At 54.0% G+C, this 17900-nt stretch carries 15 protein-coding genes; 4 read left to right on the top strand and 11 right to left on the bottom strand.

All coding sequences use genetic code 11. The features are described from left to right. Positions 1 to 10 precede the first annotated feature (10 nt). Complete coding sequence (locus Q8902_07560; GenBank protein ID MDP4199411.1) at positions 11 to 1255, bottom strand: YCF48-related protein; 1245 nt, start codon at positions 1253 to 1255, stop codon at positions 11 to 13. A 95-nt stretch (positions 1256 to 1350) separates the two neighbouring features. Here Q8902_07560 and Q8902_07555 point away from each other — a divergent pair, with 95 nt between their 5' ends. Next, a complete protein-coding gene (locus tag Q8902_07555) occupies positions 1351 to 1575 on the top strand; it encodes a helix-turn-helix transcriptional regulator (protein MDP4199410.1) in 225 nt (74 codons plus the stop codon). A gap of 318 nt (positions 1576 to 1893) precedes the next feature. Next, positions 1894 to 2091 (top strand): hypothetical protein, encoded by a 198-nt coding sequence (locus Q8902_07550; protein MDP4199409.1) that lies wholly within the window; start codon positions 1894 to 1896, stop codon positions 2089 to 2091. A 459-nt stretch (positions 2092 to 2550) separates the two neighbouring features. Here Q8902_07550 and Q8902_07545 read toward each other — a convergent pair whose 3' ends face one another. The 4 genes from Q8902_07545 to Q8902_07530 all read right to left on the bottom strand — a co-directional run bounded on the left by Q8902_07545 (position 2551) and on the right by Q8902_07530 (position 7309). Further along, positions 2551 to 4179 carry a hypothetical protein gene (locus tag Q8902_07545; protein ID MDP4199408.1) on the bottom strand — a complete coding sequence of 543 codons (1629 nt, stop codon included), beginning with the start codon at positions 4177 to 4179 and terminating at the stop codon, positions 2551 to 2553. Positions 4180 to 4248: 69 nt separating this feature from the next. Then, positions 4249 to 5061 (bottom strand): hypothetical protein, encoded by an 813-nt coding sequence (locus Q8902_07540; protein MDP4199407.1) that lies wholly within the window; start codon positions 5059 to 5061, stop codon positions 4249 to 4251. Beyond that, on the bottom strand, positions 5061 to 5906 hold the full coding sequence (locus Q8902_07535) for a hypothetical protein (GenBank protein MDP4199406.1): 846 nt from the start codon (positions 5904 to 5906) through the stop codon (positions 5061 to 5063). Before Q8902_07535 ends, Q8902_07540 begins: the two co-directional genes overlap by 1 nt. 119 nt (positions 5907 to 6025) lie before the next feature. Beyond that, entirely contained in the window at positions 6026 to 7309 is a 1284-nt protein-coding gene (locus Q8902_07530; GenBank protein MDP4199405.1) for a T9SS type A sorting domain-containing protein, read from the bottom strand. A gap of 293 nt (positions 7310 to 7602) precedes the next feature. Here Q8902_07530 and Q8902_07525 point away from each other — a divergent pair, with 293 nt between their 5' ends. Next, positions 7603 to 9723, top strand: a complete 2121-nt coding sequence (locus tag Q8902_07525) for a SurA N-terminal domain-containing protein (GenBank protein ID MDP4199404.1) — start codon at positions 7603 to 7605, stop codon at positions 9721 to 9723. 54 nt (positions 9724 to 9777) lie between these two features. Here Q8902_07525 and Q8902_07520 read toward each other — a convergent pair whose 3' ends face one another. The 4 genes from Q8902_07520 to rimO form a co-directional block, all read right to left on the bottom strand. After that, positions 9778 to 10470 (bottom strand): hypothetical protein, encoded by a 693-nt coding sequence (locus tag Q8902_07520; GenBank protein MDP4199403.1) that lies wholly within the window; start codon positions 10468 to 10470, stop codon positions 9778 to 9780. Positions 10471 to 10473: 3 nt separating this feature from the next. Beyond that, on the bottom strand, positions 10474 to 11559 hold the full coding sequence (locus tag Q8902_07515) for a glycerate kinase (GenBank protein MDP4199402.1): 1086 nt from the start codon (positions 11557 to 11559) through the stop codon (positions 10474 to 10476). A 104-nt stretch (positions 11560 to 11663) separates the two neighbouring features. Continuing rightward, entirely contained in the window at positions 11664 to 13064 is a 1401-nt protein-coding gene (locus Q8902_07510) for a GWxTD domain-containing protein (protein MDP4199401.1), read from the bottom strand. A 15-nt stretch (positions 13065 to 13079) separates the two neighbouring features. Then, complete coding sequence (gene rimO, locus Q8902_07505) at positions 13080 to 14432, bottom strand: 30S ribosomal protein S12 methylthiotransferase RimO (protein ID MDP4199400.1); 1353 nt, start codon at positions 14430 to 14432, stop codon at positions 13080 to 13082. Between the two features lie 115 nt (positions 14433 to 14547). On the opposite strand from rimO, the gene Q8902_07500 reads away from it, so the two are divergent. After that, positions 14548 to 16680 (top strand): lamin tail domain-containing protein, encoded by a 2133-nt coding sequence (locus tag Q8902_07500; GenBank protein ID MDP4199399.1) that lies wholly within the window; start codon positions 14548 to 14550, stop codon positions 16678 to 16680. 66 nt (positions 16681 to 16746) lie between these two features. On the opposite strand, the gene Q8902_07495 is transcribed toward Q8902_07500, so the two are convergent. Continuing rightward, the gene (locus tag Q8902_07495; protein MDP4199398.1) at positions 16747 to 17280 is read right to left on the bottom strand and encodes a TlpA disulfide reductase family protein; all 534 of its coding nucleotides are present in this window, start codon (positions 17278 to 17280) and stop codon (positions 16747 to 16749) included. Between the two features lie 81 nt (positions 17281 to 17361). After that, on the bottom strand, positions 17362 to 17900 hold a 539-nt coding region (locus tag Q8902_07490), incomplete at its 5' end, for a hypothetical protein (GenBank protein ID MDP4199397.1).

Here is a 17900-nt window from a genome sequence, read left to right as displayed (position 1 = left end):
AACTCCTCCGTTAGTGAATCACCGTGAAAGAACCTTGGGTCGAATACTCCTCGCTTTGAAGCCGGTAGAAATAGGTCCCGGCCGCGAGCACAGACGTGTTCAGCGGGACCGTCTCCGGTCCGGCTTGATACGAATAGTTGAGGACCGTCGCGACAGCGACGCCGCTCACATCGAAGATCGTCAGCGTAACGTGTTGAGGCTTCAGAAGCGAATAGGATATTTGTGTCTGGCCCGAAGCGGGGTTTGGAAACACCTGCACCGATAGCGAATCCTGGCTCGGTGGCGGACCCACCCAGGATAAGCCGCCGTTTGCGGTAACAAGAATGGTCCCTTTCTCACCAGTGGCAACCGCGTGGAGACTATCATACATGACAACGCGGTCAAGATCGGATGTAGTCGGCGGTTTTTGATTTACCCAGGTTTCTCCCCAGTCGGATGTCGCGAGAATGGTGGGGCCTTCGCCGACAATAATTCCATACTGCCCTTTGAATGCCACGCTGCGGAGATCATGCTTGGTGAGTCCTTTTGCAATGGTGTCCCACGACGCGCCCCCGTTTCGTGTTCGGGTCACGTACCCATTGTATCCCACGGCAACGGCTTCTCTTGTACCAGCGATTGCAAAAACGCCAGTCAGTGGGTATGGCGCAAGGATTTCCAGCCGGTTCCAGTGATCGCCACCATCGGTCGTTTGGAAGCAGGCTGCGCTTCCGAGATAGACCGCTCCGACGGCGTATCCCTCTCGCGCATTGGAGAATGAAATCGCGTTTAAGTCAGGTGAATTGATCTGTTGCTCGCTCCATGTTGTCCCACTGTCCGTCGTTCGGCTTATGAAGTTTGAGCCACAGGTGAACAAGGTCGATGGAGCGGCAAAGCAACCAGGTGCCGTATACTGCGGTCCGTGGCCAAGGGTATCCCATGTTCGTCCCGCATCGGTCGTGCGAATCGTGTAATTACTAAGTATGAACCCGTATGAACTCGACCAAAACCAGGGCTCACCTTTCGGCGGAGGTGCAGGCTGCCATTTTAGTAGGTTGCTATTAATGCTCCATGCCATTGGTACGGACCCTGCGCGAGCTGTCTCAATGGATGGTAAGGTATTTAAATCGATTAGGTAGCTGGGATCGAACGATATGCCAGTGGTATCTGCTTGCACCCATCCCTGGGTGGGCGGGACAGAATCGGGCTGCTGCTGCGTCTGCGCTCGGGCGGTGGCCGCAAGCGTGAGAATGCTAAGAACTGCTATGAGATGCTTCATGGTGATCTCCTTTCGGTTACAAAGATAATACAAAAACTCGGGGCACTGGCTTATAGTCCGCACGACTTATAGTACGGGCGTCCGATTTTCGTCCCGTGAAAATTCGGGACATCCTTGCCCATAACCTCAGGAAGTATCGCGCGAGATCAAAACTCACGCAAGAACAACTTGCCTGGAAGGCGAAGCTCTCGCCAGATTTCATCGGGCGGGTCGAGCGTGCCGAACGAACCATTTCACTTGATAATATCGAACAAATCGCAAAGGTGCTCAAGATTGAACCTCACCGTCTCTTGATCCTCGAATCGGATAAATCTGATTGACCATCGAAGCCTGACGCCTTATTCGGCAGAAACTCACGCTAAGAAGACCACTCACCGGGAGTTTGGTTACACGTCACAATAGGTCATAAATTAGTCCCTAATCATGGTAAATTTACGAAGGTTTTTACCCCAGCATTCTCAAATCGGGGAAAACCTGCAACTTTGTTACAATCTAATTGCGGTTCGGGTGGCTTTTTAGCTTAAAAAATGCGGTTATAGCCCAAACCCTATATGCTATTATATAGACAAGAACCATTACTTAGGTATTTATGTTTCATAGCAGAGACAATTCTGTCTCTATTTAACAATAATATCATTATGGAAACAGAAAATGCAGGAAATGTTGACTTTAATGAGGGCGACGGCATCGACGTACTGAGCCTTGAAGAGATGCTCGGCATCGGTTCGCGACCAGCAAATCCGTACCAGTCTCTCATTGACCGAGATGAACGGTTCAATCAGTTGCTCCGAGATAATACTCCACCCTGGGAGCGGATACTCCCGCTCAACGACTAACGAAATCGACTGCACGGGCCAGCGTAACCGGCGAGGCGGGAATCCGGTCCGAGCTATTGGATTCCCGCTTGCGCGGGCGTAACAGGTGCCACAATTGGCGAAATTAGGTTACCACACTTATGATTTAGGTACAGTGACGAGATCGACTTGTCTACGTGCGACAGCTTCATGGCTTCGGCAAAGTGACTACCAGAAATATTTTCAGATTTCTTGTGCTACCTCTTGCATCCCGGTTATTCTTGCCTTATATTAGTAGGTGCATTCAGGGGCATCTATATTGCTCATTGGCAATTGATTGGCTGGAAGAAGAAGTTCATTCAATTACAATTCAAAAGAGAGAAAAATGAATTTTGAAAAGTGGCCACTGTGAATCACATTTGGCATAATTCATTAAAATCAAATACAAGAGAGAAATTAATTCATAATTGAGAACAATGGAGGAGATGGGGATAGCAGCCGCTACCCTTCGAATTCTTCTCGGTCGAGTTTTTTTCGGATTCGGAAGCGGACGGTCTGCTCCATGAGCGCGGAGAGAGTCAGGATGAGTGCGAAGCTTGGCCAGAACATGCCGGGCATTCGGTAGCCGAAATACATCTCGGCGAGCAGCAGCGCGAGCGGCACGAGTCCGAAGAACGCGATGGCGAAGAAGGTCGCGACGCTGGTGCGTCCTTGCTGTCGGGGCTGCGCGAAGGGCATCTTGGCGGAGAACATCAGGTAGGTTTGGAAGATGAGTCCGGCGATGGCAGAGAGCACGAGAACGTGAAGCACAGCATGTCCGGCGGGCATGAAGAAGCTGAAGGTTACCGCCAGCAGCGCCATGTATGGCAGGACCATCGAGACGAGCAACGCATTACGAACCGCCAGCAGTAGCTTGGCGCGATCGACCGGTGCGGCGAAGAAGATCCAGGCCGCTTTGTAGTTCTCACTTTGCGAGACGGACTGCATGAGTACAAGCGGCATGATGAGCGCGAAGATATAGAGGAACTGCGTTCCGGCGATCGAGCGAATATCGCCTGCAAACGGATCGTGGATGCCACCTTGCAGTAGCGCCACGATGAGATAGAGCACCGTGACCGGCAGCGATGCCAGCATGGCCATGCGGAATTTCATGTCGTATCGGAACTGCGCGCGAAGTAGCATGAAGACAGCTCGAGCCTCATGCGAGCGCGCGAAGCGAATGTAAAGTTGGAAGACTCTCGAGTCTCGTGTATTCGATGGCTTCTTCCCTGCCAGACGCGGTTGCGCGATGGCAAGTTCGGCGGCGTGTGCCTGGTAGTGCTTGGCAAGCAAGACGTAGCACGCAACCGCAAGCACGACAAGCAAGGCCAGCGCGGCCACTGCAAGTATTGGGTTTGCACTGCCAGAGGCTAATCCGGCAAGTGAGCCGAACCAGTACGACGGCAAGTAGGCGAGCCATGGCAGTGCGGAAATCGTCAGACGCTCCAGGTCCAGGTGCGCTTCAAGGCGTGGCAGGATGACGAAGCTGAATGCCACGAAGAAGGAGCCGAAGAATTGGACATAGCCGATCGCCTTCGCGAGTGCCGATTGCGAAAGACGACTCTGCAATAGACCGTAGAGCACCACGACGGCCATGGCAGAGGTGATGCTCGATAGGATGCAAGCGAGTAAGAACAACAGTGACGTGACCAGACCGGCATCCAGCACGAAGAACAATGCGATGAACGGCGCGAGTGTGAGCGTCAGTGTGATGATCATCGTGTATATCACCAGCACCGCAAGTCGCGAGAAAAAGAATGTCTCGCTGCTGACCGGCATCGGGGCAATCGTGCGGGCTTCATCCGGTGAGAGAAAGCCTGCACCGAAGGAGAGGAAAATATTACTCGCGGTTACGAGCGCCTCGTAGAGAATAATGAGACTTGCCGCCGCGATGAACGACTCACCAGAGTAGATACTCGAAAACAATCGAATCAGAAACAGACCGACGAACAAATAAAGAGCGATCGTACCATACGCCCAGCCACGCCGCGACTTCCGCCGCCCCCGCGTGACGCGTGTGCTGGCCTGCCGCCACTCACTAAGAAGCGCGTACCGCGTGAGGGCAAGAATTTGATGGTAATCTATGTTCAATGACAAATCACGATTGACGAATGACAAATTAGCGAAGAGAATCGGTTCAGTTGGGCAGACGATGGCTACTTATTCGTCATTTGTCATCGAGGCCAATGCGGCAGCAACCCACATTGGGGCCGGCGAGCCAAGGGCCTCCGAGTAATCGACAAGCATGAGATCATGCAATTCGGATTTCAGAGACTTCCTTCCAAGCAACTCGGCAACAACCGGCCCGCCATCACGGAAATCGGAGCGAGCTTGTTCCGAATGCCGCAGAAAGCCGGTATAGTCATGGACGCCAAGGTCGGCGAGCATCTGTCGAATCATGCGATCGGCCATGTCCAGAGCCTCTTCGCCGATCGCCAGTTGATTTTCGACCGGTGTATCGTAACCCACTCCATGATGGATCATATCCGCCGTGGCAACGAGCGCCGCGCCATTGGCCACCTCTCTGAGGAGTTCGTCATATCGCGGCAAGGATGCAGGTTCGCTGCCGGTCAACAACGGATACCGCATGATGAGGCGAGGCATCGGCTTCGAAAGGATTCGAGCTGCTGTTTCCAGCATGACTTCGAAATTGTCGAGTGAGAATTCCTCACTCCAAATCGCCATATCATTCGGCATTCCGGGGCCATGGATACCGCGCAATTCGGGATTGCGCGGGACTCCATGGAGAACTCCAAGCGCGAGAATGATGTCGCAGCCGGATTCGATTACGGCACGAGCCACTGCGGCCGTGTGATAACCCGAAACCGCAAGCCGAGTATGCGGGAAGATCAGCGCGCCGCGAGCCGGCAATGTCAGTAACGGAGCATCGAGAATCAGCGATTCTAAGTACTTTTTGCCGAGTGATGTCCGCTCAGCGGCGTAAAACTGCTTCCACCATAATGGACTGGACATTAGAAGTAATAGACCAATCCCGCTGCAAGGCCATAAACGACGTTCGTCGCGGTGGGTGCGATGGAGAGCGAAGTGGCCCGTTTGCCGAATGGCTTCTCAATGGTGGTACCATCCGAGGTCTTCAGCGATCCAGTCGTTGTAGTGCGAGCGAGAAGATCGAGTGTGAAAGACATCCGGTCCATCACGCGGAAATCATTCAGCAGATCGAAATTAACCTGATAACCCGTCGCCGATGATGATCGAGTATGCGAAACACCACTATCGGCTTCTGACTCACTCACGAGCGCCACGATACCGCCGATTCCACCATTCGCGCGCAGGCGATAGAATTGTGAGCTATAGAGCACAACCATTCCCCCGACCACAAACGCATGTTCGGTGAGATCGACCTCTTCCTCCGCATTTTTGAGTGCGAAGGCATTGCTGTCGATGACCGTATTGGCATACTTAGCCATGAAATCATATTCGACGTAAATGCCCCACATCTTGGAGAGTTGGGCTTCGGCTCCCAAGGAAATTGCGCGATCGACTGTGCCATAATTTTCGCGGTCCGTCATCGGACTTGGTCGTAGCGCGCGTTCCGAAAAAAACTGGTTGATGTCGCGAGGCAAGACCTGCAAATAGCCGCCATACATCAGATAAAGGCTGATGAAATCCTCCTGCGGTCGGGCCACCGTTCGTTGGGCGCGAATCCAGGTGTCAAGCATGGCTTTTCGTGCGCGATAAATCGAGTCATACGAGCGGGTCGAATCGACAGGCGGCTGATAGCCGGTGCTGTCAGCAGCTTGCGCAAGAACTTGGGTGGAAATGCAAAGGCAGAACAGAGCGAAGGCGGCAACTCTCATGAGCAAATGGGGGATAATGAGAGCAGAATGACGAAAGGTGAAAAAAGATTTCGCCCCATCATCGGCCTTCAACATCACTGAAGACCGCAAAGGATACTTTTGAAAGGCAATGCGAGGTCCTACGGCGCAATGATAAGCGTCCGGGCTTGGCTAAAAGCTCCGGCCTGGAGTTTGTAATAATAGACACCTCTCGTCAAGCCTCGCGTGTCAAACGCTGCCTCGTAAGTGCCCGCACGGTACTCCCCGGTCGCGAGTTGGGCCACTTCGCGTCCAGTCGCATCGTAGACGACCAGCGAAACCGGAGTGGATTCTACAAGTCCAAAACGAATAGTCGCACTGGAGGTGGCGGGGTTTGGAAAGCTCTGATCGAGCGAACAATTTGCAGGGATGGTGTTCGCCATAGACTTTACATCTCCTGTTGGATCGATGTACCGGAAGACTCCGCTATCAGTCGCAGCGAATACGTAGCCGTGCCGGTTAATGCGGATCGCATAGACTCGGTCGCTGAGCAGGCCCGCACTGATCGGCGTCCAATTCGCTCCATGATCGACCGAGAGTGATAGTCCGGTCGATCCTCCGAAGCTTGAGCCAAGCCCTTTAAAGATATAACCATTGGCTCCCAATGCAATGGAATAATTACTCGTCAGATCCGCCGGACCGATCTGAGACATCCATGTACCACCATTATCCGTGGAGCGATATACACCGTTTGACCCCGCCATGACGATGTCCCCACTCAGATTGTACGCAAAGCCGATGTTCTCTCCAAAGCCACCGGCGGGTTCGCCGGGGACCGCGCCCCAGGTCATGCCGTCCAGACCCAGTGCAGTATCTAGCAGGCTTGCCGCCGCCGCGAAGATCGTACCTCTCGGTCCGCATGCGACAAACGTCGGATAGGTGCTACCGTCCGAGAAGACGCCAGTGTTCTCGGACCAGTGCTTCCCATCGTCCATCGAAATATAAAGTGCTGAGCCTCCGGTGGCGATGAACATCCGGCCAGAAGGAGTGAACGTGAGGGCCATGACGGGAGGATCGTAAGAACTCAGTGGCGAAAGTCGCATCGTCTCCCAGGAATCGCCATTCGTCGTCGATCGGAATTCTTGCCAACCCGCACCCACGAAAATATGATCGGCTGGACTCATGCCCAGGATCGGACCCAGCGTAAAACCGGCTGGGTTCGTGAGCAACGTCCACGATTGGCCATCGTCCGTTGATCGATAAATGCCATCATCGGGAACACCGGCGAAAAGAACTCCAGCACTGTTTACTGCCAGCGATGTCACGGGTTTTACCAGACCAATGTTGGCCGGAGTCCAGAATTGCTGCGCCTGTGCCGGATTGGGGCCGGTCGTCGCAAAAATGATGATCGCAAGTCCTGAAACAAGGGAATTCAATCGAATCATGGGCGCAGGAAAAATCAAAATTTAGACACGAGCCGCAGCACACCCGATTCCGGGAGAGCCGCTCGGTATCAATAACCCTTGAATCGGTCTAAAGTTACAGAGTGCCACGGCATTCCCGATTGAAAATTGGGCATCGGCAATCAGATCCGAATTAGTCCGCACTTTTCGGGCGGACTTGGCTGTTCTGCGTGGTTCCAAATAATCCCCGCTCTGTTTGAAGGGGTGGTTGGTGGTCGGTCCAGTCGATCGGTCATTCTTTCGAGACGATTTTTATTTAAGGAGTAGTAGAGCCTATGCCAGTCATGACTAAGATGCGGGACTCGATGCCGGTGGTGTTCGCCGCGCTCGCCGTCATCTTTCTCTTAATGATCATCTTCGAGTGGGGTGGTCAGGGATCCATTTTCAATCGCAATACCGATCAGGAGACACTCGGACTCGTCAACGGTCACAAGATTACGCGGAAGCAGTATGACCGCATCTTCCAGGCCGTCGTGGACAAAATGAAATCCGAGAACAAACGTGGCGTCCTCAGCGAGGTCGAAGAGGATCAGGCCGGAGATCAGGCATGGGATGAGGCCGTCTCGGAGTCTATCATCGATCAGGCGGTCGACCGAATGGGGATTACCGTCACCGATCAGGATGTGCGCGATGCCATCTTCGAAAACCCGCCGGCGCAAGTGAAGAAAGACTTCACGGATTCCATGGGAGTGTTCCATCAAGATTGGTACGTGAAAGCGTTACGCGATCCCAGGAACGACACGATCGTTCGGACGATGGAAGCCAGCGTTCGCGATCAGCTTCGTCGTGTCAAGTGGCAGGCGGCAGTTATTTCGACGATTCGCGTAACGGATTCAGAAGCCTATCAGCGTTACATTAATGACAGCGCCAAAGCCGCTGTGCAGATCGTCCGGCTCATTGCACCCCAGCCTACACCCGAGCAATTGGCGAAGATCCCGCAAAAGGAACTGGAAGATTACTACACGAAGCACTCTTATCAATACAAGCAGCCGGAGCGCAGGAAATTCAAGTTCGTCGCCTTCCAACAAACTCCGAATGCGCGAGACACCGCGCAGGCAAAAGAGGCGGCTGCCTCGATCGCCGGGCGTCTGAAGGAAGCCTCACCCGCGGAACTCGATACTGTGGCACGCGAACTGGCTCTGGACTATAGCGATAAGCCGTATGGGCCAGCACATCCGATCTCCATGGCGGACCTCGTTGATGACACAACGCTGATGAGCGCCAAAGCAGGTGATGTCGCTGTGGTTCGAATCAAAGGTCAGTTCAACGTGGTGCGCGTGCTCGAAACTTCCGATAGTGGTCATGAGCTGTTCCACCTTCGGCAGATCATGATCAATTTCAATCCTGCGGATCCGCACGCAAAAGATAGTGCTCGAGCGGTAGCCGAACAGGTGATGGCGCAACTCCGCGCTGGCGGCGATTTTTCCGCCCTGGCCCGTGCACACTCCTCCGATCCGCGGACGGCGCTTAAAGGCGGCGATTTGGGATGGACCGACACAATGATGGTCCCACCAAGCGCTCGGAAGGAAGTGGCTCATGGATCCATTGGCTCGATCGAAGGTCCGTTTGAAGCTGGCTCGACCTTCGCCATCGAAGATATCCTCGGACGGTCGCGCAGAATGTGGATAATCATTTCGGTGCCGTTCGATATTAAGCCGAGCCATCAGACGTTGCTGTTGCATCAGCAGATGGCCAACGTCTTCCGGGAGCAGGCGCTCAAGCAAGGATTCGATGAGGCTGCGAAAGCGGCAGGTTATAAGGTGTATACGGATGCTCCACCGGCCCAAAAGAAGGGCACTCCGATCTTCAGCAGCCATGCGTTTGTTGATTGGATTTTCGACGCATCGAAGGGTGATATCTGTCAGCCAATGAAGATGGCCGCGCAGCACATGATCCTGGTTGCACAATTGACGGATATTATTCCGGAAGGACCGGCGCCGCTCGAAGAAGTCAAGAGCCGCGTTGCTCCGGAGGTCGCGAAACGAGAGGCCGTTGCCGCACTGGCAACCCGTGCCCAGCAGGTCCGTGCCGCACTCGGAACGGGCGCCGATATGAATGCCGCCGCTCGCGCCTTGGGCGACTCTTCACTCGTCCCGATTTCCACGCTAATGGGCCCTGCGGAATCCGTTAACGGTCTGCCGTCCGCTGAGTATGTGATCAACAATTGGGCATACAGTGCTCAGCCAGGTGCAGTATCACCGCCTCTCAAGGGTGAAAACGGATATTACATTGCGAAGCTGAATAGCAATCACATTCCGACGCAAAAGGATTTTGAAGCAGTCCGCCCGTTGATGCAGCGCGAAATCTTTCAGGAGCGCGAGCAGCGATTCCTGATGGACTGGGTGCAGAATCAAAAGGACGCCGCAACGATCGTTGACAATCGCGTCAAACGCTGAGTGATTTTGAGCGAGTGAGAAATGACAAACGGGCCGATCGGCCCGTTTGTCGTTTTAAGGATTCGGTGTCAGAGAAATTGAGGGCGGCGTCGCAGGACGCGATTCCGCTTGCGGCTCGAAGCGAGCACCATCCTGATTCGCATGAATATCGCGTGGATCCCGGCTGCCGCCAACGAGTAGCAGATTTTCGCCGGCTTCGACCATCTCTCCGGCGAGATCGACAAGCCAATCCATGCACACCCAGGACTTGAGCCAGGCGCTTGCGAAAAAATGCTGAGGCTTGTCCCGATCATCTTCCGCCAAATGATACAAATGCTGTGGAAGATGTGCACAACGACGTTCGAATTCCGAATGAGTCTCACTCGTAATCGGAATCCTTAGTTCAGCGCCGAATAGCGCAAATGGCAGATATTCGTGCTCCAGACATCCAAAGGATGCTGCCAGACTGGCGGTGGAAATATCGCCATGAGCAAGGCAGACCGCGGTGTAGTAAATCTCGTCAAAACTCTCCTCGGGTGTCACGGAAGCGCTGAACCGGCCAAACTCCTCGGAGCGAAGGTAGGCCCGCATCAGGTAACCCTCCCGGATGCCATCGGGGACGAGAAACGAAACCGGCGTCGAGGCTTCTAATCTTGCTCGCTCCTCGGCAGTCTCCAGCGGATTGCGTTCTTGTGCAGAGAGAGACCCTGAAGCCAGCAAGAGGATAAAGCAGATCCAGAATCGCTGAGTCTGACTCCTGAGTCGCATTTGTTACTCCGTGATTCCCAATTCCGGCGCGATCTTTTCGATCCGAAGTAGCGTATCGCGACGAATCGCATCCATCGCCGCATCCACTCCGATCGGAGCCGCAAAGAGTCTTGCATCGGCGAGCGAGCGAATCGTAACGCGTGCCGGAAGCTTCTTTTTTTCGGCAGCAGTTGGATTGTGTGAGACAATCAGGATGATGCGCGCTCCTGATGTGGAAGCAGACTCCAGCACGTTCTTTACCGCATCGGCAGATATGGCCTGCGGAGATTCTGCGATCAAGATGAACGTGCCAATCTCTCCCCGCTTCATCATCGTTTCAACTCCGGTTGCCTCGATGACGAGTGACATCCCATCCCGAACTTCGGCACCGCAGAATGCTATCAGCCCAAACTCAACCGCGCTCGCACTGAGATGCTCGGTAGAAACCGGAATTCCTGTATCGCGTCGAATGATCTCACTCAGTCGGAGCAACTCTGTCCGAAGTTCCTCTGATGGTAGTGTCCCGAGCGTCTTCGCAGACCGAGCGATGTAAAAGCGCGAACTGAGAATTTCGAATGCGCGCCCGGTCGCATCGATCCGAGCAACCTGGGACAGGGCGCTCGCCGGATCCTTCATATTAAGTTCGTGCCCGGAGCTATCGAAGAATTTCACGCCGAGTGCGGCGGCGGCACCCAGCCCCGCATCACCCGCGAGCGGTTCATCGTGGCCGAGCAGTACGGAGAACGCGCCTTCATCGAGCGCATCCAAAATCAATTCGCCAACGCCATAGGAGGTCCCGCGCTGCTCATTAGACCGCGCTACGCGTTGCATTTCAATGATCGCAAGCTTACCATCTTCCCCGGCAAACCCTAGTGGCACAACGACGGGCTCGCCGGTTGCACTTGTCGCCTCAACTTCGAGAAACGAGCCGAGCGATTGCGTGACCAGCAAATCGATTGTACCCTCGCCACCATCGGCGAGCGGAAGCTGCACAATGTGCTCGCTGGGTAGTGCAGGCCAGCATGCACGAATGGAACGGGTGAGCCGGGAGGTCGCTTCGCCCGAACTGAGCCCACCGATTGGCAACCCCGCAATTATTATCTTGGACATCGGAAATTAATTACGAATGACAAATTACGAATGGCAAATAAAGTCCATCGAGATGTCGTTCACTTTTGTTTAGATTCAATTCGTAATTCGCAATTCGCCAATCCTCATTGCCATACAAAAGTCCCTTGCGGCGGGGCCGCTCCGGTTAGACGATAATCGCCAAGCATGTAGGAGTCGACGAAGACGTAGCGCATGTGCATGGGGACAGAATAGTCCCACACTTCGTAAGGCTTCTGGTTGGCTTCATAGGGATGCCGATCCAGAACATCGGGTGGCCCCAGCGCAATATATACGCGGCCGCGATCGCTCTTCCAGCCAGACTGAAATCCCGCATGGAAATGCGCGTTCGCGTAATCGATCCTCGAATAAAATACTTGCATCGGCCGGTTCGTGTGCGATCTTTGGTCCAGGCGTTCGGACTCATTAGGGTTGCGCTTCCGCCAGAACTCCAGAATGGCTTCGCGTTTTTCGCGAGTACTTTCGGCCGAAGTGAGTGAGTCCCACTCGGAAGAGGTGGCAATAATTCGAAGCTGTTCGATCGCCTCATCAAGATTCGCATTTGTCAACGGGATCCCATGCACGCCGCTAACGGTAATGCCGCGCTCGCTTGTCGCAATTGCGCGCTTAGCAAGTTGAGATTGACCGGCGAGCGACGTGTCTTCGACACGCGGCAGAAGAAAGAAGCGCAAACGATAATACCCCGACCAGAGATCGGTAAAGTTTACATTCTGAAAGATCGGAATAGTCCTCGTTTGTACTGACGGAGTCCTTACAGAGCCAGTAAAGCGGGCAAGAACCTCGGGAGTCCCATCGCTCTGCTCGACCGGCAGCACCTCGGCGAGGATACCCAGAAGCGAATCCGCCGGAAGATTGTATGCCTCGCAGAATACTCCGGCATCCGGGTTACCGAGATTAGCCACATCCGAGCCGATCGAGGGTACAATTCGCTGGCCACGTCGCGAACGATAGAGCATAAGATCGCTCAGAGCAGGTTTCGAATTGCGAAATGCCTTTGTGACAAAAGGGAACACGGTATCCCGCTCATGCCGCGAGTTCAGATCCCGAAAGATAAGATGGATACGGAATGCCGCGCCGGCAGGTAAGGGCAATGAGATTTGCTCCGCGTCCGCTCGCGATTGTCCAGCCTCGATCCGCGATTCGTGCTCGACCGAAGGCTCGCGCACATCATAGCTCATGAACCGATCGAGTACGGTAATCCCAGATGCGCTGTCGACAATTGTCAGGTTGATCGAGTACCGGGCGACATAATTACTCCCATTGCGCAGGAATTCCATCGCGGAGTACGGAACAGCAAAGTAGAGATCAGCGCGGACGGTGTCTGGACCAACGGCAGGCAACGGGGCAAACGAGAGAATGTCGAACGTAAGCGGCGCCTCCTCATGCATTAACTCTGGCATGCCACGTTGGGCGCCCGATTGGGCGTACAGCGTGGTGGCAAAAACCAAACTCACAAAAAACAGAAGATAACGAACGCTGCTCTGCATGTCGTTTACCCTTCGCTACAAGAGGACTGATTCGAGCTCATACTCGGCATCGGAATCTGCCGCACTGGTGATTTGAATATCTGCGAACGTACCAACGGCGATGGTGTCATTTCCGGAAGCCAGGATGCGAACATGCTCGTCGACTTCCGGTGCATCATAGCGAGTGCGACCAAAGTAGAATTCACCTTCCGCTCGTTCGATGAGCGCTCGTTCCATGCTCCCAATCCGAGTAAGTCGCTTTTCTTGAGCGACTTCTTCCTGCAATTCATAGAGTCGTCGCTGGCGACGAAATTTTTCGGCTTGCGGAATTGGATCGCCAAGTGGATGAGCGCTCGTTCCCTCTTCCTGACTATAGGTGAACACTCCGAGGCGATCGAATTGCATCTCGCCTACAAACTGCTCCAGTTCTTCGAACTCCTGATCGGACTCCGTTGGGAATCCGGTGATAAGCGTCGTGCGCAATGCAATGCCAGGAATGCGATTCCGAATTTGGGCGACAAGCTCTTCCGTCGCACGCCGTGTAATGCCGCGACGCATGTGCTTGAGCACATTGGTCGAGGCATGTTGCACCGGCATATCGAGATACTTCACAATTTTCTCCTCACCGGCCATTACATCCAGCACATCGAGCGGAAACTGCGCGGGGTAGGCATACATCAAACGAATCCATTCTATCCCATTCACGCGGCAGAGCCGCTCGAGCAGTTTCGCAAGCGTGCGGCTGCCATAATTATCGAGACCATAATAGGTCGAGTCCTGCGCAATCAGCACAAGCTCTTTCAACCCGTTCGAGGCCAGCATCATTGCTTCGAATTCCAGCTCTTCAATAGATCGCGAGCGGTGTCCGCCGCGCATGATGGGAATCGCGCAGAACGAGCACGGATGATCGCAACCCTCCGAGATCTTCATATAGGCGAAATGCTTCGGCGTCGTGAGGACGCGCTCACTAATGAGATCGAGTTTAGGATCGAAGCCGAGCGAAAGTGCTTCCTCCGGGCCGAACGATGAGAGAATATTTTCGAAATCCTGCGTGCCGAAGTAGCCATCGACTTCAGAAATCTCTGTCTCCAACTCAGAGCGGTATCGTTCGCTCAGGCAGCCGGCGACGAGTACACGGGTTGTGCGACCGTCCTTGGCCGCACCGCGCTTTAACTCCGTTGCCTCCAGAATCGCATCGATTGATTCTTTCTTTGCATGGTCGATAAAACCGCAAGTATTGACAATGATGGTCTCCGCTTGTTCGGGATCGGCAACCAGACGCAATCCGCGACGGCGTAGCTTCCCCATCAGGACTTCCGAGTCCACGGTATTCTTTTCGCAACCCAAGGTAACGACGGAGACTGTTCCGGCAGGCGTTAAAGGCTTCATCGATGGCCCTAACACCCCGCACAAAAGGCGGTTCCGAACGACGGCCAGACAAATGTGCGATATTTGTACCCGGATGTTTCCTCCCTTGGGTCGTTTATGCGTACTATTACTCCCTGTGGCGACATTGGGTAGCTTTCCGCTGCATTTTCTCCACGCGCAGCATCGCGTTGCGATTAATGAGATAATGTATGCGCCCGTCAGTCCCGAGCCGGAATGGATCGAGCTTTTCAATCCGGACTCCTCTTTAAGGCTGGACATGACCGGCTGGAGACTTCAAGTCGGTTCGAAAACCGTCACACTTCCGAAATCACTGCTCGCTGCGGGGAGATTCGTCGTTCTGACGAAAGATTCGGCAAAGCTCCGACAGTTGCGGCCAGGGGCCTATGCTCTCGTTCAACTTGCGCTGCCAACTCTCCGAAATACGGGAGACGCGATTGTCTTCACGGATTCGACGAGTGTCCTGAATGACAGCGTCCCCTACCAGCCTGCCTGGGGCGGCAAAAGCGGACACTCGCTTGAGCGAATCGATGCTTCAAAGCCCGGGTGGGACAAGACAAATTGGAGTACCTCCAGTTCATCAACCGGCGCTACACCTGGCGCGCCGAATGGCGTCAATTCCTCCGGTGTCCCACCTTTGGCGATGGTGATCAATGAAGTAATGTTCGCGCCTATCAAGCCCGAGCCAGAGTGGATTGAAATTCTCAACACGACCAAAGACACGCTGGATATCGGTGGCTGGCAAATCCTTGTGGGTCATGACAGTCCCAAGTCAATTCCCGTTAGCTCTCTGCTCGTGCCGCCGGATTCGCTCATGATTCTAACCGTATCCGATTCGGTGCTGGCTGAGGCGAGTGGCGTATCACGCTCTCGAATTATCCCGGTGCCGCTCGGCTCTCTGAGCAATTCCGGCTCGCAAATCGCGTTGCAGGATTTGCGCGGAAATACCATCGATAGTATGAGCTATGATGGAAGTTGGATTCCGAATAATGGGATCTCTATCGAGCGAATCGATCCCATCCGACCAGGATATGATGCCTCGAACTGGAAGGCTTGCGAGGATGCAAGCAGATCGACCATTCTCAGGCCCAATTCTGTTCGCATTTTGCCACACGACCTCGCGGTCGTAAATGTCGAGACGACTGATTCGACCATTACAGCAACCATCATCAATGTTGGACGCGACAGTGCCCGAGCAAGTCCACTTGTCGTGATTCGTGAGGGACTTGATACGCTTGCGGTCATTGTAAAGCGGATACCACCGCGCGACTCCATACGATCATCGATTCCGATGTCGCCAAGCTTCTTCGGCATGATCGACGCACTGGTATTCCTCGCCGATCCTCTCGATGAGCGCCACACGAACGACACCATTCGCACCACGGTATCAATCGACATTCCTGCCGACAGCCTCATCATTAATGAGATTATGGTTGAACCACTTCCCGGATCTTGCGAGTGGATCGAGTTGTACAATCCTTCATCGCGCTCCATTGCCATAAACAGCCTTACACTTGAGACCGGCCAGGCTGTGCTTCACTCTTTCAATGTCAGCGATACATTGTTAATTCTGCCGCGCTCGTTCGCATTGCTTGCGGCAGACAGCATACTCTTCGCCGCCAATCCTGCCTTGCGGAATAGCACGGGCATCGTGCTATTTGGCACCACTACCCTGCAACTCTCGAATGACTCCTCGAATAGCATTCTCAGAAATGCAGATATGACAATCATCGATTCTGTCAACTATCACAGCTCCTGGCACACAACACCCCAGACAGATCGTACCGGCATCTCGCTCGAACGTGTAGCGTGGAACAAGGCGAGTAACGATCCACGCAACTGGAAGTCGTCCTCCGACCCATCCGGTGCGACACCGCTTGCGATGAACTCGACCGGGCGATTTGCAGATACGAATAGGAGTGGAATATTCGCCGCATCATTCTCGCCAAATCCCTTCTCGCCAGATGGCGATGGCTTCGAGGATGAGTCCACGCTTACGATCGAGAGTGGCGAAGATTTGTCATATGCCATACGCGTTCGGCTCTACGACACGCATGGAAGGATAGTGCGGACTTTGGCCGATGCCGGCACGTTCTTTCGAGGCTCAGAAGTGTTGTTCGATGGAAAAAACGACCGTGGTCAAATGCTCGCGCCGGGACTCTACACCGCGCTCATCGAGCTATCTTCACAAAACCCAATCAGACTACTAAGCAAAGTCATTGGAGTGGCCATAGCAGGAAAAAGAAAATAGCACTTATAGGACCGATAAGACCGCAAGCCAAGCACGATAGCACCTCAGTACTTCAGCCTTCAGCACTTACGACTTCTTCTTAAGCTTGTCAATCAACTCGATGACTTCCTGCTCGGCGACTTTTTCATCGCCGGCGGTGTAGCCAATGTGCTTCCGATAAATTGTACCATCCGGCATCAGCACGAGACTGAAGGGCAGCGACTCCATCGAGAAAATATCGCGAGCGATCGAGCCATCCGGATCGACCAGCACCGGAAACTGAAAGCCCTGGGTCGTGATGTACGCGCGAACTTTCGCGAGATTCCGAACTTGATCGGTATTGATCGCGATCAGGTTCACACCTTCGGCCTTGAATTTCTCCTGGATCGTTTTGAATGCCTTCATCTCCTGTTTGCACGGCTCGCACCAGAGCGCCCAAAAATCGATCAGGACTGGTCCCTTACCGAGATAGTCCTTGAAATTAACTTCGTCACCCTGAACGGTCTTGACCGTAAACTTGAGATTGTCCTGAATGTGAACGGAGTCAGTAGCCGATTGCGCAAACGAAGCGCGGCCGAGGAGCAGAAAGGCAAAAATAACTAACGGAGTGCGAATCTTCATGTCTGGCAGATTTGTGCTACCCGGATAATCGCCGACGTGTGCGGAAAGTTCTGCCCATACAAGTATAGTTGTATTCGGTGATTATTCCTTCACCACTTGTCTCGCGAGACCTGCTCCAAGCCGTATGGAATACATGCCGGAGGCAACTCCGCTCAGGTCCAGTGTCACGCTCATTCTTGGTCCAGGCTCCAGTTGGACCCATCGCTTGAGCTGTGTTCGGCCCAGTGCGTCCTCGAGCGTTATGTTCTCAGGAAGACTCCCCATACCTGTCAGTGTATAGTAGAGTATCACTTCGTGGTGCGAGGGATTCGGCACGATGGCGTCCAATGTGAGCGGCAGGCCATTCAATTCCTGCAATATTTCGGAGCTGCCGCAAAGCGTGCGAAGCGTGAACGCGCTCGTATCCATCTGCGCGAGCGCGATGCAATCCGATGGCCGCGCGGGTTGGGCTGAGAATGTGATGCCATCGACTGACAACCGCGTTTGCTGATACTGCGAAAGGAATGCCGAGAAGTGGAGCGTTGCAAGCACAGAGTCCGTTGGCACCGGCGCGATGTGAATTCCCAAGCTCGCAACATGCTGCACAACACTTCCGGCTTGCGTTGTGACGAACGGTTCGT

The organism is Bacteroidota bacterium (genome assembly GCA_030706745.1).
Classification (GTDB): Bacteria; Bacteroidota; Ignavibacteria; order Palsa-1295; family Palsa-1295; genus PALSA-1295.
The sequence above is the reverse complement of the archived record's forward strand: the minus strand, read 5'-3'. Positions and strand labels throughout refer to the sequence as shown.